Consider the following 16438-nt stretch of genomic DNA (forward strand, 5'->3'; position numbering starts at 1 on the left):
ACGGCGAACATCTTATGCTTTTTAATACTATTTTGAAACTGTAAAAATAGTAATTTTCTTATAATTTAATTCTTTGTCTGCAATAAAAAAAGGAACTCCAAATAGAGTTCCTTTGTCTTTATTTTACAAGAAAATGATTAATCTTCATCGTCTTCATCCTCATCTTCGTCAGCTATATCATCTGGGTCTCTGTCTTCATCATCATCATCGTCTCCACCGTCAGCGTCTGGTTTATCCTGGTTGTCATCATCATCGTCATCATCTGCATCGTCATCAAGATCAAGACCTTTAACTGGCTCGATTGTATCAACATCAAGATCGATATCATCATCTTCATCATAATTTTCGATTCTGTCAGCAAGTTTAGTACTAATTTTTACTAAATAAATAGTGTCTTCAGTACGAACTTCAACAGCTTCTACTAATTCGTTTTTAGCGTTTCTAAAACGGATAACATCCGAATCATCATAACCATCAGGAAATTTTTCAACCAAAAGGTTTAAAATTTCGTTTGTCAGTTTGGCGTAGTCTACTATAACTCTTTTCATAAAAATATCCTATAAATCTAATAAATATGCAAAAATTAACGGTGCAACAATCGTAGCATCCGATTCTATAATGAATTTAGGGGTCTTGATATCTAATTTACCCCATGTGATTTTCTCATTTGGAACTGCTCCGGAATAAGAACCGTAACTAGTTGTTGAATCAGAGATTTGGCAGAAATAGCTCCAGAAAGGAACATCATGCATTTCCATATCCTGATACAACATTGGTACAACACAAATTGGGAAATCTCCTGCGATACCACCACCAATTTGAAAAAATCCAATACCGTTTTGGCTGTTTTTAGAATACCAGTCAGCAAGGAAAGTCATGTATTCGATACCAGATTTCATTGTTGATGCTTTCAATTCTCCTTTAATTACATAAGAAGCGAAGATGTTACCCATTGTACTATCTTCCCATCCTGGAACGATAATTGGCAGGTTTTTCTCAGCAGCAGCATACATCCAGCTGTCTTTTAAGTCAATTTCGTAGTATTCTTCTAAAACACCTGATAAAAGCATTTTATACATGAATTCATGCGGGAAATAACGCTCTCCTTTATCATCGGCATCTTTCCAGATTTTATAGATGTGTTTTTGCAAACGTCTAAAAGCTTCATGCTCAGGGATACAAGTATCTGTAACACGGTTTAGTCCTCTTTCAAGTAAAGCCCATTCGTCTTCTGGTGTCAAATCACGGTAGTTAGGAACTCTTTCGTAGTGAGAGTGCGCAACTAAATTCATGATATCTTCTTCTAGATTGGCTCCAGTACATGAAATAATTTGTACTTTATCTTGTCTAATTATTTCAGCAAAAATTTTACCTATTTCAGCTGTACTCATAGCTCCAGCCATACTCACTAACATTTTAGCACCATTTGCTAATTGTTGCTCATATTCTTTGGCTGCATCTACTAATGAAGCAGAATTAAAGTGCAAATAATGTTTTTCAATAAACTGACTGATTGGTCCTTTCATTTTGTTTTTGTTTTTTTGTTTTTTTTGAATTAAAAGTTTTAACCTTTTTACTGTGTATGCAAATTAATAAATTTCTAGATATTAACTTTTAATTTGCAGTTCTTTTTTTACAATTTTTTCTTGTACCCTAAAATCTTCAATACATCATCAGAAGTTTGCTGTTCTGAGAAAACTTCTGTTGCCAGAATTCCGTTTTCGTCACGATCTATTAAAATATGTTTAGGCTGTGGAATTAAACAGTGGTGTAACCCTCCGTAACCTCCAATAGTTTCCTGATACGCACCAGTATTAAAGAAACCAATATAAAGCGGTTTTTCTTTGTTGTATTTAGGCAGGTAAATTGCGTTCATATTTTGTTCTGAATTGTAATAATCGTCACTATCACAAGTTAAACCTCCTAATAAAACCCGCTCGTATGTATCATTCCAGCGATTAATTGCCAGCATAATAAAACGTTTATTTATCGCCCAAGTATCTGGCAAAGTGGTAATGAACGATGAATCGATCATGTTCCATTTCTCTCTATCGTTTTGTTGTTTTTGATACAAAATCTGATAGATTGCACCGCCGCTTTCGCCTACTGTAAATGAACCAAATTCAGTAAAAATATTTGGAACATCAACTTCAGCTTCATCACAAGCAATTTTAATCTGATTGATAATTTCATCAATCATATATTGATAATCATATTCAAAAGCCAATGAGTTCTTAATTGGGAAACCGCCGCCGATGTTCAAACCATCCAGAGTAGGGCATTCCTTTTTAAGTGCAATGTATACTTTAATACATTTTACAAGCTCATTCCAGTAATATGATGTATCGTTAATTCCGGTATTGATAAAGAAGTGAAGCATTTTAAGCTCTAACTTATCATTTTCCTGAATTTGTTTTTTATAGAACGAAACAATGTTTTTATAACCAATTCCTAATCTTGAAGTATAGAACTCAAATTTAGGTTCTTCTTCGGCAGCAATACGGATTCCAATTTTGAATTTTCCTTTGATTTCTCCCTGAAGCAAATCAAGTTCTTCGTAATTGTCAATAATTGGAATAGTATTCTTGTGTCCGTTATTGATTAATCTCGCAATGTTAGCAATATATTCGTCTCTTTTAAAACCATTACAAATAACATAGGTGCTTTTGTTGATTTTACCGTTTTCTAATAAATTCTCAACAATATTAACATCAAATGCTGATGATGTTTCGATGTGAATGTTATTCTTGAAAGCCTCATTCATAATGTATTCAAAATGAGAACTTTTTGTACAATAGCAATAGTAATATTTTGCTTCGTACTTATTCTTTTCCATTGATTTTCTGAACCAGGCTTTTGCCTTATTAATGTTTTCAGAAATTTGAGGCAAATAAGTAAATTTTAATGGCGTACCATATTGCTCAACCAATTTCATCAAATCGATGTTGTGAAACTGCAGGTTGTCTTTATTTAATTTGAACTCTTCTTGTGGAAAGTAATATGTTTGATTAATTAGATCAGAATATTTTGTATTCATTTATATGTCAATATTTTAAGTTTGTTATTTTGTGTATTAAATTTAGTGATTTTATGCTAAATCTAATATTCAAACTCTAATATTGGCAAATATAATCTGCAGTTTTTCGTGTTCTGCTTTTGAGCATTGGAAAACATCAAAACAAAACGGACTTTTACTATTGTAAAAACGGTTCAACATTCTAAGTAAAGAACTGTTGAGACGGTTTCTGTAAGAGCTGAATTGTCTTTGTTTACTGTTTGTTTTCATCGTGGCAAATGTAAAAAATAATATATACCAAAAGCAATGGTTTTTATTAAAAAATATTTAAGATTTATAATCTTGAAACGCTTCTAGAATTAATTTATTTTCAACGGATTGGTTAATTTTTATTTTCCCGATTCCTTCGATTAAAGCAAATTGAATTAAACCGTATTCATTTTTTTTGTCATGAACAAGCAATTCAAGAATAGGATCGATGTCATTTTCTTCAAATTCGATCTGATCGTAGATAGCCTGAATCGCGGTTTTTATTTCAGAATATTCTGTAGGAGTAATTAAATTTTTATGCAGCGAAATGTAGCTTTCAAGTATCATTCCTACAGCAATCGCTTCACCATGCAGTAAAGTTGTTTTGTTTTCGCTTTCTAAAAAGTAACTTTCGATAGCGTGGCCCAATGTATGTCCAAAATTTAACGCTTTACGAATGTTTTTTTCTGTTGGGTCCTGAATTACGATTTCGTTTTTAATTTCTACCGAACGGTAAATCAGTTGATCTAATGCATTATAGTCAATAGCCCCCAGATCAAGAAACTCTTTCCAGTAAGCAGCGTCGTAAATTAAACCGTGTTTTAGCATTTCTGCCAATCCGGAACGCATTTCGGTTTGCGGTAAAGTTTCAAGGTATTGTGTATCAATTAAAACCATTTGCGGTACATTGATAACCCCAATCTGGTTTTTTAAGTTTCCTAAATCAACTCCGGTTTTTCCTCCAACAGAGGCATCAACCATAGATAATAGAGTAGTTGGAATATTTATAAAATCTACACCTCTTTTAAAGGTCGAAGCTACAAATCCGCCCAAATCTGTTACAACACCTCCGCCCAAATTAATGATAAGCGATTTTCTGTCAGCACCAAGCTCTGTTAAAACATGCCAGATCTGGATACAAGTTTCTATATTTTTATTGGCTTCACCGGCTTCAAATTCAATAATTTCGATATTCAAATCGGTTTCAAGAACAGGAAGTAATTTTGGAAGACAATGCTCATTTGTCTCAGTATCAACAATAATAAATAAATTAGAATATTTATTTTCTTTTAAATGTTTATTTAAAGCTTCGTAAGCATTCTCATTAAAATGTACTAGATAATTGTTTGCTTGGATAGATTGCATAATTCCTCGGTTAATTGAAACCGCAAAATAAGGGATTTTTCAACAAATAATATTCAAACTTTAAGCCTTATTTGTTTTAAAACGAATGATTCTAAGTAATAAGTAAGGAAAGGTTTCTGTTTTTTGAAAGAGTCGATTTACTAAACTGCAAACTTTTACTTCTTAATTTAATATTTCGCATAAACTTATTAACGATTTGAAAAAATATGGCATCATTTAGTAAATAATATTCAAAACACTCTATATCTTTGCACAAAAACTAAACTTAATGGAAAAAATATTCGATAACACTCAAGTTGCTTTTTCACTTAAAAGTGATACCGAACTTGACAGGGCTTATTTTCTTTTTAAAATGATAGACAGTGAACCTCTGGTACGAATTGGTACTGCGGTTACTAACTTTGCTATCAAAGCGCATCTTCCGGTTGAAGGATTAATTCGTGCAACTGTTTTTGACCATTTTTGCGGTGGTGTAAACGAAAACGACTGTTTAACTGTAGTAGATAAAATGTTTACCAAAGGCGTTTCATCTGTATTAGATTATTCAGTTGAAGGAAAAGAAGAAGAAGCACAATTTGATGCTGCTTTAGAAATGACCTTAAAAACTATTGAATTTGCAAAAGAACGTTTAGCGATTCCGTTTGCAGTATTTAAACCAACTGGTTTAGGACGTTTTGAATTGTATGAGAAATTAGGCGAAAAACAAACTTTAAACCCGGCTGAACAAGCAGAATGGGATAGGGTAGTGGCTCGTTTTGATCAAGTTTGCAGCGAAGCTCACAAAAAAGATGTGGCATTATTAATTGATGGTGAAGAAAGCTGGATGCAGGATGCTGCCGATGATTTGGTTACGGATATGATGCGTAAATACAACAAAGAAAAAGCGATTGTATTTAATACGCTGCAAATGTACCGTTGGGATCGTTTGGATTATTTGAAAAATCTGCATGATATTGCGAAAAAAGAAGGTTTCTTTATTGGAATGAAACTGGTTCGCGGTGCTTATATGGAGAAAGAAAATAAACGTGCAGAAGAAAAAGGATATGTTTCGCCAATTTGCGTTTCTAAACAAGCTACTGACGATAATTATGATGCAGCGGTAAACTACATGCTGGATCATTTAGAAACAATGTCAATTTTTGCAGGAACTCATAACGAATTAAGTTCATACAAATTGATGGAAATGATGGCTCAAAAAGGAATTGCTAAAAACGATCATAGAATCTGGTTTGGGCAATTATACGGAATGAGCGATAATATCAGCTACAACTTAGCCGAAAATGGGTATAACGTTGCTAAATATCTTCCGTTTGGACCAGTTAAAGATGTTATGCCGTACTTGATTCGTCGTGCCGAAGAAAATACTTCTGTAGCCGGACAAACAAGCCGCGAATTATCGATGATTAAAGCAGAACGTAAACGTAGAAAGGGAAAATAGTTTTCAGTCTCAGTATCAAGTTTACAGTTTGAACTTATAAAAAAATCCAAATTCCAATTATAACACTGGAATTTGGATTTTTTTTTATTGAAATTTTTTAAATTTTTTAGAACGAAACCTGGCATTGTAAAACAACCATTCCTAAGCGATCCGTTTGAATGTATTTAGGATTCAAAAGTGATTTATCATAAACAGGTCTGTTTTGATAATTTAAGCTGAATTTTGGACCAAAAGTTCCTGTCGTGTAATAATTAGCTCCAATTTCATACATCGCCATTGGTGTGTTTAAAGCTTCCAGATCGGCGATTTGAGTGGCCAGATAAGGCTGAAAACGTCCTTTTTTTGCAGCGTTTTCTGGGTTTTTGAATAAATATCCAACCTGAGCATAATAAATATTTCCTGTTCCAACGCCAATAAAACCAGTTCCTGAGCCATTTAATAAGGCAGGGTCAGCTATGGCAGGATTTGGAATAGAGATAAACTGAGTATAGTTTTTTCCGTACTGAGCATTATTATAAGCTGCATAAGCCGTAATTGCCGAACCGTTATCACCAATTGGACTATCATAAAAAACATCCAAACCAAGAACTTTCATATCATCATGATGAACCAAGCCTGAACCATCAGTATCTAAACGCCACATTGCATTGGCCTGCGTCATATAGCCTAATCCAAGATTAAATACTTTTTTGGTTCCTAAATAAGTTCCTCTGTTATACGCTTCAAGATTTTGCTCTTTTTCTAAAAAATGGTAGGTTAAAATCCCAGAAAATTGGGCTCTTGGAGTTTCCGGACTTACCGTAGAATTAAAACCAATATATGTGTTTGTATTTCTGTATGGATTGGTAACCGCTACTCTGTAACTTAAATCCCCTAAATAACCTTTTGCATAAATACTTAAATTTCGATTACCAAAAGTAGAAGATATGTTCGCAATTTGCTGATACATTGGCGTGTCTAAACTCAATTGTGCTGCTGAACTGTTGGATGAATAACGTGTAGTTCCGGATCCCCAGCTTGTTAGTCCGCCGCCAATATGCAATTTATCGCTAAAATGATATTCTCCCAAAGCATCCATAACAGAAATAGGTGCGTTTGAAGGACCGTTATTTTGAGTAAAATTGATGTTATTTTGTCCTAACTGGAGATGAAAAAAGATATTATCCGTAAGCATTCCCATTGCTTGCAAACGCAGACGCCTGATGACAATATCGTAGGCATCATTAACTTCTGTCGTACCAATTTTACTATTTGGATTTAATTCTGAATATCTTCCCCAAATTTGAAGATTCATCCCAAATTTGATGTATTTAGTACCGTCAGGGCTAATATTTACAACGTTAAAGGGTTTTTCTTGTGCAAGAACTGTAATTGTATTTAAAATAATGAATATTAAAATTAAGGCGAGTCTTAAATGTGGCATTTATTTTTATTTAAAATTGATTATAGGCTTTTACTTTTTAAGAGTTACTAAACTGTAGATTGCTTAGGTTTTTATAGATTCCGTTTTCTAAATTAATTAATTCCTGATGTGTTCCTTCTTCAGAAATTTTTCCATTATCCAAAACTAAAATTTTATCAGCATTTCTAATAGTCGAAAGTCGGTGAGCAATGATTATGCTGGTTCTTCCTTCCATTAATACTTCTAAAGCTTCCTGAACTAGTTTTTCGCTTTCGCTGTCTAAAGATGAAGTGGCTTCGTCTAAAATCAATATACTTGGGTTTTTAAGCAATGCTCTCGCAATGGCAATACGCTGACGCTGTCCGCCTGATAATTTCACGCCGCGTTCTCCAACCAGCGTTTCGAATTTTTCCGGGAAACCTTCAATGAAATTGAAAGCATTTGCTTGTTTGGCTGCCAGGATTATTTCTTCATCAGAAGCATCTGGTTTTCCATACGCAATGTTTTCTCTGATAGTTCCTCCAAAAAGAATAACATCCTGCGGTACAATACTCATATTGCCACGAAGATCTTCTAAGTCGTAGTCGTAAATATTTTTTCCGTCAACCGTAATTTCTCCCGAAGTAATATCGTAGAATCGCAGCAACAGCGAAGAAATAGTAGATTTTCCGGCACCGCTTGGCCCTACAATCGCTATTTTTTGACCAAATTCTGCAGTAAAATTTACATTTTTCAAGACCTCAATTTCCTGACGCGTAGGGTAACTAAAAGCAACATTATTAAAGGTTACATTTCCTTTTATTTTTTCTTGTTTTCTATTGGCATCAGAATTGATTTTCTCCGGATTTTCGTCTAATAATTCAAAAACTCGTTCTGTTGCTCCAATTGCTTTTTGAATTTGCGCATATAATTCAGCAATACCGCCAAAAGAAGCCCCAACAAAAGTAGAATACAATACAAAAGAGATTAATTGACCTACGCTCATTTCGCCGGCAATACTCAAACGTACACCAAACCAAACTACAGCTACAATGGCGCCAAATAAACAGAATATAATAAACGAGGCAAAATAACCACGGTATTGACCTCCTTTAATAGCCAGTTTTACAACATCGCTTATTTTGCCTTTATAACGGGCAATTTCGTACCATTCGTTAGCAAAAGCTTTTACAATACTGATTCCCTGCATGGTTTCTTCTACAATAACCTGACTTTCGGCAACCTGATCTTGCACTTTTTTAGAATATTTTCTAATAAATCTTCCAAAAACAACCGCTGCAATAGCAACCAAAGGCACTACAGAAAGCATTAATAAAGTCAGTTTTAAACTTTCGGTTGCTAATAAAATAACACCTCCAATAATTAAAATAAACTGACGTAAAAATTCAGCAATTGTAGTGGTCAGCGTATCTTGAATCTGGGTAATATCGGCACTGATACGGCTATTTAATTCGCCGACTCTTTTTTGAGAGAAGAATGTCATTGGCAGTTTTACCAAATTAGTGTACAATGCCAAACGAAGGTTTGCTAGTGTGTTTTCGGTAAAATTGACAAATAAAGACAATCTGAAAAAAGAGAAGAAGGATTGTAAAAACAGAATTACAATTAATCCTAAAGCAATTTGGTTTGCTTCGCCGTTATCTTTGTTTTTAACGCAGTCTACGAGCATTCCCATTAATTTAGGAAAGGCGAGGGCAGTAGCTCCTGTAAGCAGCAGGAAGATTAAACCTATGAAGAATTTCCATTTATGGTTTCCTGCGTATGTAAATATTGTTTTTGCTTTGTTTAGTGAAGTAGCAGTTATTTTCGATTTTGGTAAATCATTTTCTTTAAATCTTGCCATTAGAGTATACTATTTTAGGTATACAAATGTATGATTCTAGCAAATCAATACAAAGCGATATTAAGATTTAGAGATCCAGATTTTGTTTTTTAACTAAATTATAAGAAAACCGTAAAATTTCTTCGTTTTTTAAGAAGCTGAAAAATAGAACAGTAAAGAAAAACTTAAAAAAAAGTTCAATTTTTTTTCTAAATATGCTTGCAAATACAAATTGCAGTTGTATATTTGCACTCGCAATCACGAACGATAGCAGCCTAGTAAAATAGGGCGATTAGCTCAGCTGGTTCAGAGCACCTCGTTTACACCGAGGGGGTCGGGGGTTCGAACCCCTCATCGCCCACCAAGAAACTCCTTAAGAAATTAAGGAGTTTTTTTTATGTCTTTATTTTTTGATTTAGTGTTGTGGGCACGGATTGCAAATCCGCGCTATCGGTATAGCTTTTCTTAAAATTTTGTCAACAAGCACTAATCGTATTGTCAATTTTTTGTGTAATATTGTAAAACCTTAATAATTAGTATCGTATAAGTATTTCTAATTAAATAGATACACATCACAAAGTATCAGGTAAATATCAATTACTCGCCACACTAACGTATTTAAAAATAAATTGATATGGCTAGAAAAGTATATTACAGCAAACCTTTAAAATATTTTTGGCATCATCTTTATGGAACTCAAAAAAAACTTACTCCGAGTTTTACAGATGATCAGATATTTGCACTACTTCGTCAAAACATTTTAGCAGCTCCAATTAGAAGCTTCGAAACTCCCGAGTCGAGAGGTTTGATAATATCTGGATTGGAATTATGGAGAGAAGACTCGAGAGGAGAATTATTACATATTTTCTTTTTGGATAAACAATTACGAGAGTTCCTCGAAAATACTCCGTTATCAGATTTAGAAGGGATTAAAAAATTCTTATATGAAAATGGTCAAAGCAATGATGTTATTCATTTGTATTCAAATGAACAAAGCAAGCATGTGGTTTATAGATTTGCACTACATTTACCCTATGAATCGGAAGGATATGCCTTTTCTTTAAACATCGAGAATGATGGTAGTGTCGAGCTGTTCTTTTCACTAGGCGAGAATGGAGGCCGTATGTCGGATAAATTTTACGCAGAAACAAACAAGAAAGTTGATGAAATTTCGATAACCATTTTAAAAATGTTTCGGCTTGCAATTAATACAATTGCCTATATGAATTGCTTCCCAGATTGCGTTACTGATGGAGTACCAAAGAATTTACTTGAAAGAAGTGAAGATAAGTTGGCAAAAAATTTTACATTCCAATTATCTGAAAAGATTAGAGATAGCGAAAATTTACAACTGTCAAAAATACCACATTTTAGGAAAGGGCATTTTAGATTACTCCAGTCAGATTATTTTACTAATAAAAAAGGACAAATCGTTTTTGTAGCTGAGACAATGGTTAAAGGAAAGGCAAAAACAGTAACTATGACAACAGAAACTGATCAATTTAGAAGCAATATTACCCAAAACTAAATCCTTTATAGATAAACGTATTTTTCAACTTCGGATAAATATTAAATCCAAATAATTCCCATTTTTGCTTTTTAAAATTTCACAATAATGATTACAAAAATACAACCAGCAGACTACCCTCGTTTAATTGAAATATGGGAAAGCGCTGTATTGAACACACACGATTTCCTGAAAGAAGAAGATTTTTTATACTACAAAGAGCATATTCCTATGTATTTTGAGCACGTTGAGTTATTAGGATATGAAGAAAACGGAATTTTAGTTGGATTTATGGGAGTTGCCGAAGAAAATCTTGAAATGTTATTTATTCACAATGACTTTCGAAGCAAAGGAGTTGGGAAAAAGCTGATTTTACACGGAATCGAACATTTAAACGTAACCAAAGTAGACGTAAACGAACAAAACACACAAGCAGCCGATTTCTATAAGTATATAGGGTTTCAGGTTTTAGAACGAACAGAACTTGACGGACAAGGAAAAGCCTATCCAATCTTAAAAATGGGATTATAACCTTGCAACGAACATAAACTAAAAAAGCTCCAAAGTCATACGATTTTGGAGCTTTTTAATTGCTGCATAATGCAGATTCAGACTAATATTTTTCATAAAACTCCCAGTCGTCTATCAGCTTCATAACTAAAACATAATTATCTCTATAATAATCATCTACTGCTTTTGGATCTTTAGAATCATTTGCCTCAATCATATAATTACCATAATCCATATAAAAACCATTAGGGTTATTAAATTTGAAACTTATTTTTCTAACCTCTAAGCTGTTATTTTGCGAACAGGCTTTTGAATTGTATAAATTGCCTTTATAAATTCGGAAACAAGAACCTTCTCCCATCGTATTATTAAAGTTTCGTTTTTGATCGTACTCCAAATTATTCCCGCTTTTATCCAATAGTTCGTTTAAAGCTTTAAGATTTTTTGGCTCTTTTTGTATCGCATGCAGGATTAAAACATTAAAATCAGGAAACGAAATCAATACTGTATCTTTAATTACAAGACTGCCTATTTTTTCTTCAGACGGAAAACCTTCTCTTTTTAGCAAATCAATCAATTTATCGGTTACCTTTTCTGTAGTTTCATATAAAACCTTTTGGCTTTTTCGGTTTTCCAGTCCATAGTCAGCCTGATCTTCATTAAGCAGATTATCTAATTCTTTTTTTAAGGGTAGATTCCACTTTGCTTTTGCTGCTTTAGAAATTGAGTCATATTTAACACTAAAGTTTTTCCATTCTACATTTTTTCGCAGACCGTTAAAAATCTTAGCATTAAAATATGGGAGATCAATGCCTTTATAAGCCAATTTTTCACTCCACGAAAAAGCTGCTTTTAAATCTCTTGATAAAACAGCACAGCGTACAGCGTTATGAATATCCCTTGCAAAAAGAACCGGATATTTTTGAGCTAAAATATTGTATTCATCTTTTGCCTTAGCAAACTGTCTGCCCAAGATATAATTTTCGGCACTTTTGGTATAAGTGTAATACGTAATTTCTTTTTTTTCTGCTTCTTCTTTTTTAATATCGGCTATTAATTTATTCGATGTAATTAACGGAACACAATCGTAGTTTTCTCTTTTTATTATTCTATTGCGGTTATTCTTTTCAGAATCATATATCATTGCGCCTATATCAAATATTTCAGAATAACTTGAACCAAAGGCAAGCAGCGTGTTTCGGCTGACTTTACCGCTTATTTTAAATGGCTGCTTATCTGCCATTAAAGTTTTAGAATAAGCGTATTTTTTAAAATAAAATGCAGGAAATGTATCTAGTGCAGTAAACTCATTTGTTTCTTTGTTGTTGAGTTTTACATCTACAGAATCTTTATTTACAATTCTTCCCAAATAACAAATTCTCGATGCATCTGTCTTTTCGCCTAAAAAGATCTCTACATATTTTTTCTCTTTTTTAGTTTTAATAAAAGTATTGCTTCCCCAATCCGCATTTCCACTCACAAAACCCTCAATGTCAATATTATTGTTTTCTGAATTATAAGTACATTTCGTAATTTCAACTTTTAAAAAACACATCGATAGGTTTTCTATAAAATGAAAATTCCTATACGTTTTGCTTCGAAAAGTTACTCCATAATTAATGATTCCTTTATATTTTCTGGCATCTACAAAGCAAGAAGCTGCAATAGAATCTTTTGAAAGACTAAACCAATTGCTTTGATTTTTATCCCAAAAACTATATACTTCATTGAATACCTTGTTTTTATCAAAATCAGTTTGATTATAAGTATTCTTCGATTGCTTCTGCGCGAAAGAGATAGTGATAAAAAGAATATGGATTAAAACAATAAGAAACCTTTTGTAGACTTTTTGCAAAATGATAATTTTAAGTGGTTATAAGATCAATATTAAATCAAAAAAACAGAACATCCAATTAAAAAAGTAAACTTCTGTAATTCTTAAAAAATAAATCTCAATTTACGGGAAACCACATTTTTAGTATTCATTTTTAATGTAATATTGTAAATTTTTACTTGTATATTTAACACAAATTAACTGCAATTTTAATCAGGATTAAGATGGAAATAAAAATAGGCAAAAGACATAAGATACTGGGAGTTTTTTCTCTTATATCGGTTTTATTTTTAATAATTTTTATAACACTAAAATGCTTTGATTTTTCAGGATTACAATTAGAAGAAAAATGGCTTTTTGTTTCAGGAATCCCTATTATTATAGGACTTTTTTTGGGAGGATACATAAAAACCTTTAAAGGTTTAGGCCTTGAAATAGAAGCGTCATTAAATAAAGAGCTGCCAGATAATTTGATTTTATCAATTACCCAAAACACAATTGTAGATACACAAAAAATAGAGAAAAAAGCCATAAATGATCTTGAAAGGTTAACTAAGCAAGAACTGGAAAATATTTCTCGTATTCGCTTTATTTACAATCGTAAGGGCTACGAACCATATGTTGTTGGTGAATATTTCCGACATTTAAAAAAACTAAAATATGTCGAAATAATTGATGCACAATATAAATTTCAGTTTTTAATTCCAATTCATAAATTTAAGAGTAACAATAATATACTGCCAATTGTAATAGAGGATTTTATTGCCCAAATTAATAAAGCAACTCTTAATTCAAGTTTTCCCGGAGCTATCACTTCGTTCGTGAATAAAAGTGAGAGTGTACTGGATGCTTATCGTAAACTAATGAGTGACACACAAAAAATAGAAACTGAAGAAGATACATACCTTCCTGTATTAGATTCAGATCATCGTTTAATTGGTATGTTATCTAAAAATAAAGTCGAAGAATACATCAGTAAAGAAGTACTCAATAATTACGAGAAAAACGGAAGCTAACAGTTGTTTTGTAACAAATTCAAAAACTCCAAAATCAAATGATTTTGGAGTTTTTTTTATGCCTGATTTTCACCTATCAATCATCTTTCATATTGAATTCTATTGTAAATCAATATTTAACATATTTTATTCCATTTTCTTTGTTTTAAGGCTTTATTACTAAATCTAAAATGGTTGCATCTTATAATTTGCAACAATTTTGCAGCTAAAATAGTATGAAGCTGCTTTTTAAATTTCATAGTTTTGATTCTTTCAAAAATTCTCCTCCTTATAAAAGAATATTTTTCAATATCAGCCTCACATTGCCTTATCTGATTTTTAAAGTGATTGAAACATTTTAAAGACATTCCGTTTTCATCAGAAAATCAGACCAATATCATTGAGTTTAATAATTTATCCCGATAACTATGAAAACAAACAAAGTACTCAACAAACCCAACATTGTTAAAGCTTTTGCTTTACTCTGTTTTTTATTTGTAACCGTATTTGGATATTCTCAAAAGAATCCAAATATTATTATTCTGCTTTCAGATGACACCGGATGGGGCGATTTAGGTCCTTATGGAGGAGGGGAAGGCCGCGGAGCAGCAACTCCAAATTTTGACCGAATGGCCAAAGAAGGTATTCAATTCTGGTCTTTTTATGGTCAGCCTAGCTGTACACCGGGAAGAGCTGCCTTAATAACAGGTAGAATACCTAATAGAAGCGGAATGACAACCGTAGCATTTCCTGGAGATGGAGGCGGTTTGCCAAAAGCCGAATGGACATTGGCTTCATTGTTAAAACGTAAAAACTACAACACCTTTTTTGCTGGAAAATGGCACCTTGGCGAAGAAGATTATTCTATGCCAATTGCACAAGGGTTTGATGTAATGAAAAATGTAACGTTATATCACTTAAATGCTTATACATACGCTGATCCATTATGGAATCAGGATATGCCTGCTGATATTAGAGCAACATGGGCAAAAGGAACAAAAGGGGCACTTGATGGCGAGGCAGGAAAACCATATAGAGAAGTTAGAAAAATAGATGGAAAAGTAATTCCGTTTATCGATCAATATACTGAAGAAGAATCTCTTAAATGGCTGAAAGAAAATGCTAAAAAAGACAAGCCGTTTTTTATGGAAATCTCTTTTGCAAAAAACCATCAGCCCAATCTGCCGCATCCTGATTTTGAAGGCAAATCTGCTGGTCAAAATAAATACGCTGATTGTATTGTAGAGTTAGATACAAGAGTAGGACGCATTATGGACGAGGTTCGCAAATTGGGAATTGCAGAAAATACCTTAATTATTTACACTGTAGATAATGGTACCTGGCAGGATGTTTACCCAGATTGCGGTTATACTCCGTTTAGAGGAACAAAAGGAACCGTTCGCGAAGGAGGAAGCCGTATTCCAACTTTGGCTTGGTGGCCTGGAAAAATTAAACCGGGAACTCAAAACCATGATATTTTAGGTACACTTGACTTTATGGCTACATTTGCTGCTTTAACAGGTCAGGAATTACCAACTGTAGACAGAGAAGGAAAACCAACTATTTTTGACAGCTACGACATGTCGCCTGTTTTATTTGGAACCGGAAAATCTAAAAGAAATATGTGGTTTTTCTTTACCGAAGACGAGCTAACACCGGGCGCAATTAGAGTTGGTAAATTTAAAGCTGTCTTTAATTTAAGAGGAGATGGCGGTATGGCAACTGGAGGTTTAGCTGTTGATGCCAATTTAGGATGGAAAGGTGCTAAAAGCTACGTAGCCTTGGCTCCGCAGATATTCGATTTATGGGCAGATCCGCAAGAACGATACGATTTGTTTATGAACAACTTTACCGAAAAGACGTGGTTCCTGCCAACGATTCAAAACATAATTGGTGATTTCGTTAAATCGTATGAAAAATATCCGCCGCATACTGTACAAAGTAACTTGTACCCTGGACCAACAACTATTTCTGACTTTTTAATGTTTAAAAATGTTCAGGAAAAATTAAAAGTTCTTAGCTCTGAAAAAAGAAGCGGAGGCGGTTGATTTTAAATAATTTCAACTTAGAAAATAGTTTATAGTTTTCTAAAATTCATAAAAAAAGCTCCTTAATTTCTTAAGGAGCTTTTTTGTATATTTAATTCTCTATGTTTTTTTCCCCATTTTTCAAGTTCTTCGATTATGGTTTTTAGTTCATATCCAATTTCCGTTAGTTCGTATTCCACTCTTGGCGGTACTTCGGCATATACCTTTCGGATGATGATTTTGTTTTCTTCCAATTTCCGGAGTTGCAGCGTAAGCATTCTTTCTGTTATAGTGGGCATGCATTTTTTTAATTCTCCAAAACGCAGCTTTCCATTAATTAAATAGCAGCAAATAGCCAATGACCATTGACCGCCCATAATATTCGATGCATAAACCTCTAAACATTCATTAGACAAGGCTTGTTTATTAGCAAAATTAGTCGAAGTTTCCTTTATTTTAGACATTACTTACCTTTTTTATAGTACCATACAA

Annotated in this window: 13 protein-coding genes and 1 tRNA gene; 6 read left to right on the forward strand and 8 right to left on the reverse strand. The window is 33.2% G+C overall.

The window, feature by feature from the left end:
- Nucleotides 1-137: 137 nt before the first annotated feature.
- From AC1RRQ_RS10130 to aroB, 4 genes are all read right to left on the reverse strand, one after another.
- Nucleotides 138-548, reverse strand: coding sequence for a DNA primase (locus AC1RRQ_RS10130; RefSeq protein WP_493022903.1), 411 nt, complete (start codon nt 546-548; stop codon nt 138-140).
- Between the two features lie 9 nt (nt 549-557).
- Complete coding sequence (locus AC1RRQ_RS10135; protein WP_071638004.1) at nt 558-1526, reverse strand: deoxyhypusine synthase family protein; 969 nt, start codon at nt 1524-1526, stop codon at nt 558-560.
- Nucleotides 1527-1633: 107 nt separating this feature from the next.
- Nucleotides 1634-3037: a type III PLP-dependent enzyme domain-containing protein gene (locus AC1RRQ_RS10140; RefSeq protein WP_493022904.1), complete on the reverse strand. Its 1404-nt coding sequence runs from the start codon at nt 3035-3037 to the stop codon at nt 1634-1636.
- Between the two features lie 306 nt (nt 3038-3343).
- The gene (aroB, locus tag AC1RRQ_RS10145) at nt 3344-4411 is read right to left on the reverse strand and encodes a 3-dehydroquinate synthase (RefSeq protein ID WP_493022905.1); all 1068 of its coding nucleotides are present in this window, start codon (nt 4409-4411) and stop codon (nt 3344-3346) included.
- Between the two features lie 268 nt (nt 4412-4679).
- Here aroB and AC1RRQ_RS10150 point away from each other — a divergent pair, with 268 nt between their 5' ends.
- A complete protein-coding gene (locus AC1RRQ_RS10150) occupies nt 4680-5849 on the forward strand; it encodes a proline dehydrogenase family protein (protein WP_493022906.1) in 1170 nt (389 codons plus the stop codon).
- Between the two features lie 106 nt (nt 5850-5955).
- Here AC1RRQ_RS10150 and AC1RRQ_RS10155 read toward each other — a convergent pair whose 3' ends face one another.
- Both AC1RRQ_RS10155 and AC1RRQ_RS10160 read right to left on the reverse strand, forming a co-directional pair.
- On the reverse strand, nt 5956-7272 hold the full coding sequence (locus AC1RRQ_RS10155; protein ID WP_493022907.1) for a porin family protein: 1317 nt from the start codon (nt 7270-7272) through the stop codon (nt 5956-5958).
- Nucleotides 7273-7309: 37 nt separating this feature from the next.
- Complete coding sequence (locus tag AC1RRQ_RS10160; protein ID WP_493022908.1) at nt 7310-9094, reverse strand: ABC transporter ATP-binding protein; 1785 nt, start codon at nt 9092-9094, stop codon at nt 7310-7312.
- Between the two features lie 265 nt (nt 9095-9359).
- On the opposite strand from AC1RRQ_RS10160, the gene AC1RRQ_RS10165 reads away from it, so the two are divergent.
- The 3 genes from AC1RRQ_RS10165 to AC1RRQ_RS10175 all read left to right on the forward strand — a co-directional run bounded on the left by AC1RRQ_RS10165 (nt 9360) and on the right by AC1RRQ_RS10175 (nt 11111).
- Nucleotides 9360-9437 (forward strand) — tRNA-Val (locus tag AC1RRQ_RS10165).
- Nucleotides 9438-9707: 270 nt separating this feature from the next.
- On the forward strand, nt 9708-10601 hold the full coding sequence (locus AC1RRQ_RS10170; protein ID WP_493022909.1) for a hypothetical protein: 894 nt from the start codon (nt 9708-9710) through the stop codon (nt 10599-10601).
- 87 nt (nt 10602-10688) lie between these two features.
- Complete coding sequence (locus tag AC1RRQ_RS10175; RefSeq protein WP_493022910.1) at nt 10689-11111, forward strand: GNAT family N-acetyltransferase; 423 nt, start codon at nt 10689-10691, stop codon at nt 11109-11111.
- A gap of 82 nt (nt 11112-11193) precedes the next feature.
- On the opposite strand, the gene AC1RRQ_RS10180 is transcribed toward AC1RRQ_RS10175, so the two are convergent.
- Nucleotides 11194-12945, reverse strand: a complete 1752-nt coding sequence (locus AC1RRQ_RS10180) for a hypothetical protein (RefSeq protein ID WP_493022911.1) — start codon at nt 12943-12945, stop codon at nt 11194-11196.
- Nucleotides 12946-13148: 203 nt separating this feature from the next.
- On the opposite strand from AC1RRQ_RS10180, the gene AC1RRQ_RS10185 reads away from it, so the two are divergent.
- Together AC1RRQ_RS10185 and AC1RRQ_RS10190 are read left to right on the forward strand one after the other, a co-directional pair.
- Nucleotides 13149-13940, forward strand: a complete 792-nt coding sequence (locus AC1RRQ_RS10185) for a hypothetical protein (protein ID WP_493022913.1) — start codon at nt 13149-13151, stop codon at nt 13938-13940.
- A 407-nt stretch (nt 13941-14347) separates the two neighbouring features.
- The gene (locus AC1RRQ_RS10190; RefSeq protein WP_493022914.1) at nt 14348-15967 is read left to right on the forward strand and encodes an arylsulfatase; all 1620 of its coding nucleotides are present in this window, start codon (nt 14348-14350) and stop codon (nt 15965-15967) included.
- A 62-nt stretch (nt 15968-16029) separates the two neighbouring features.
- Here the strand turns inward: AC1RRQ_RS10190 and AC1RRQ_RS10195 are convergent, their stop codons facing one another.
- Nucleotides 16030-16410, reverse strand: coding sequence for a winged helix-turn-helix transcriptional regulator (locus tag AC1RRQ_RS10195; protein ID WP_493022915.1), 381 nt, complete (start codon nt 16408-16410; stop codon nt 16030-16032).
- Nucleotides 16411-16438 lie beyond the last annotated feature (28 nt).

The sequence above is a fragment of the Flavobacterium sp. GW821-FHT12A05 genome (assembly GCF_058807735.1).

Excerpts from the sequence above, each read along its gene's own strand:
- AC1RRQ_RS10195 (WP_493022915.1), bottom strand. The coding sequence starts at position 16,410 with ATGTCTAAAATAAAGGAAACTTCGACTAATTTTGCTAATAAACAAGCC.
- AC1RRQ_RS10160 (WP_493022908.1), bottom strand. The coding sequence starts at position 9,094 with ATGGCAAGATTTAAAGAAAATGATTTACCAAAATCGAAAATAACTGCT.
- aroB (WP_493022905.1), bottom strand. The coding sequence starts at position 4,411 with ATGCAATCTATCCAAGCAAACAATTATCTAGTACATTTTAATGAGAAT.
- AC1RRQ_RS10155 (WP_493022907.1), bottom strand. The coding sequence starts at position 7,272 with ATGCCACATTTAAGACTCGCCTTAATTTTAATATTCATTATTTTAAAT.
- AC1RRQ_RS10150 (WP_493022906.1), top strand. The coding sequence starts at position 4,680 with ATGGAAAAAATATTCGATAACACTCAAGTTGCTTTTTCACTTAAAAGT.
- AC1RRQ_RS10185 (WP_493022913.1), top strand. The coding sequence starts at position 13,149 with ATGGAAATAAAAATAGGCAAAAGACATAAGATACTGGGAGTTTTTTCT.
- AC1RRQ_RS10190 (WP_493022914.1), top strand. The coding sequence starts at position 14,348 with ATGAAAACAAACAAAGTACTCAACAAACCCAACATTGTTAAAGCTTTT.
- AC1RRQ_RS10135 (WP_071638004.1), bottom strand. The coding sequence starts at position 1,526 with ATGAAAGGACCAATCAGTCAGTTTATTGAAAAACATTATTTGCACTTT.
- AC1RRQ_RS10175 (WP_493022910.1), top strand. The coding sequence starts at position 10,689 with ATGATTACAAAAATACAACCAGCAGACTACCCTCGTTTAATTGAAATA.
- AC1RRQ_RS10170 (WP_493022909.1), top strand. The coding sequence starts at position 9,708 with ATGGCTAGAAAAGTATATTACAGCAAACCTTTAAAATATTTTTGGCAT.
- AC1RRQ_RS10140 (WP_493022904.1), bottom strand. The coding sequence starts at position 3,037 with ATGAATACAAAATATTCTGATCTAATTAATCAAACATATTACTTTCCA.
- AC1RRQ_RS10130 (WP_493022903.1), bottom strand. The coding sequence starts at position 548 with ATGAAAAGAGTTATAGTAGACTACGCCAAACTGACAAACGAAATTTTA.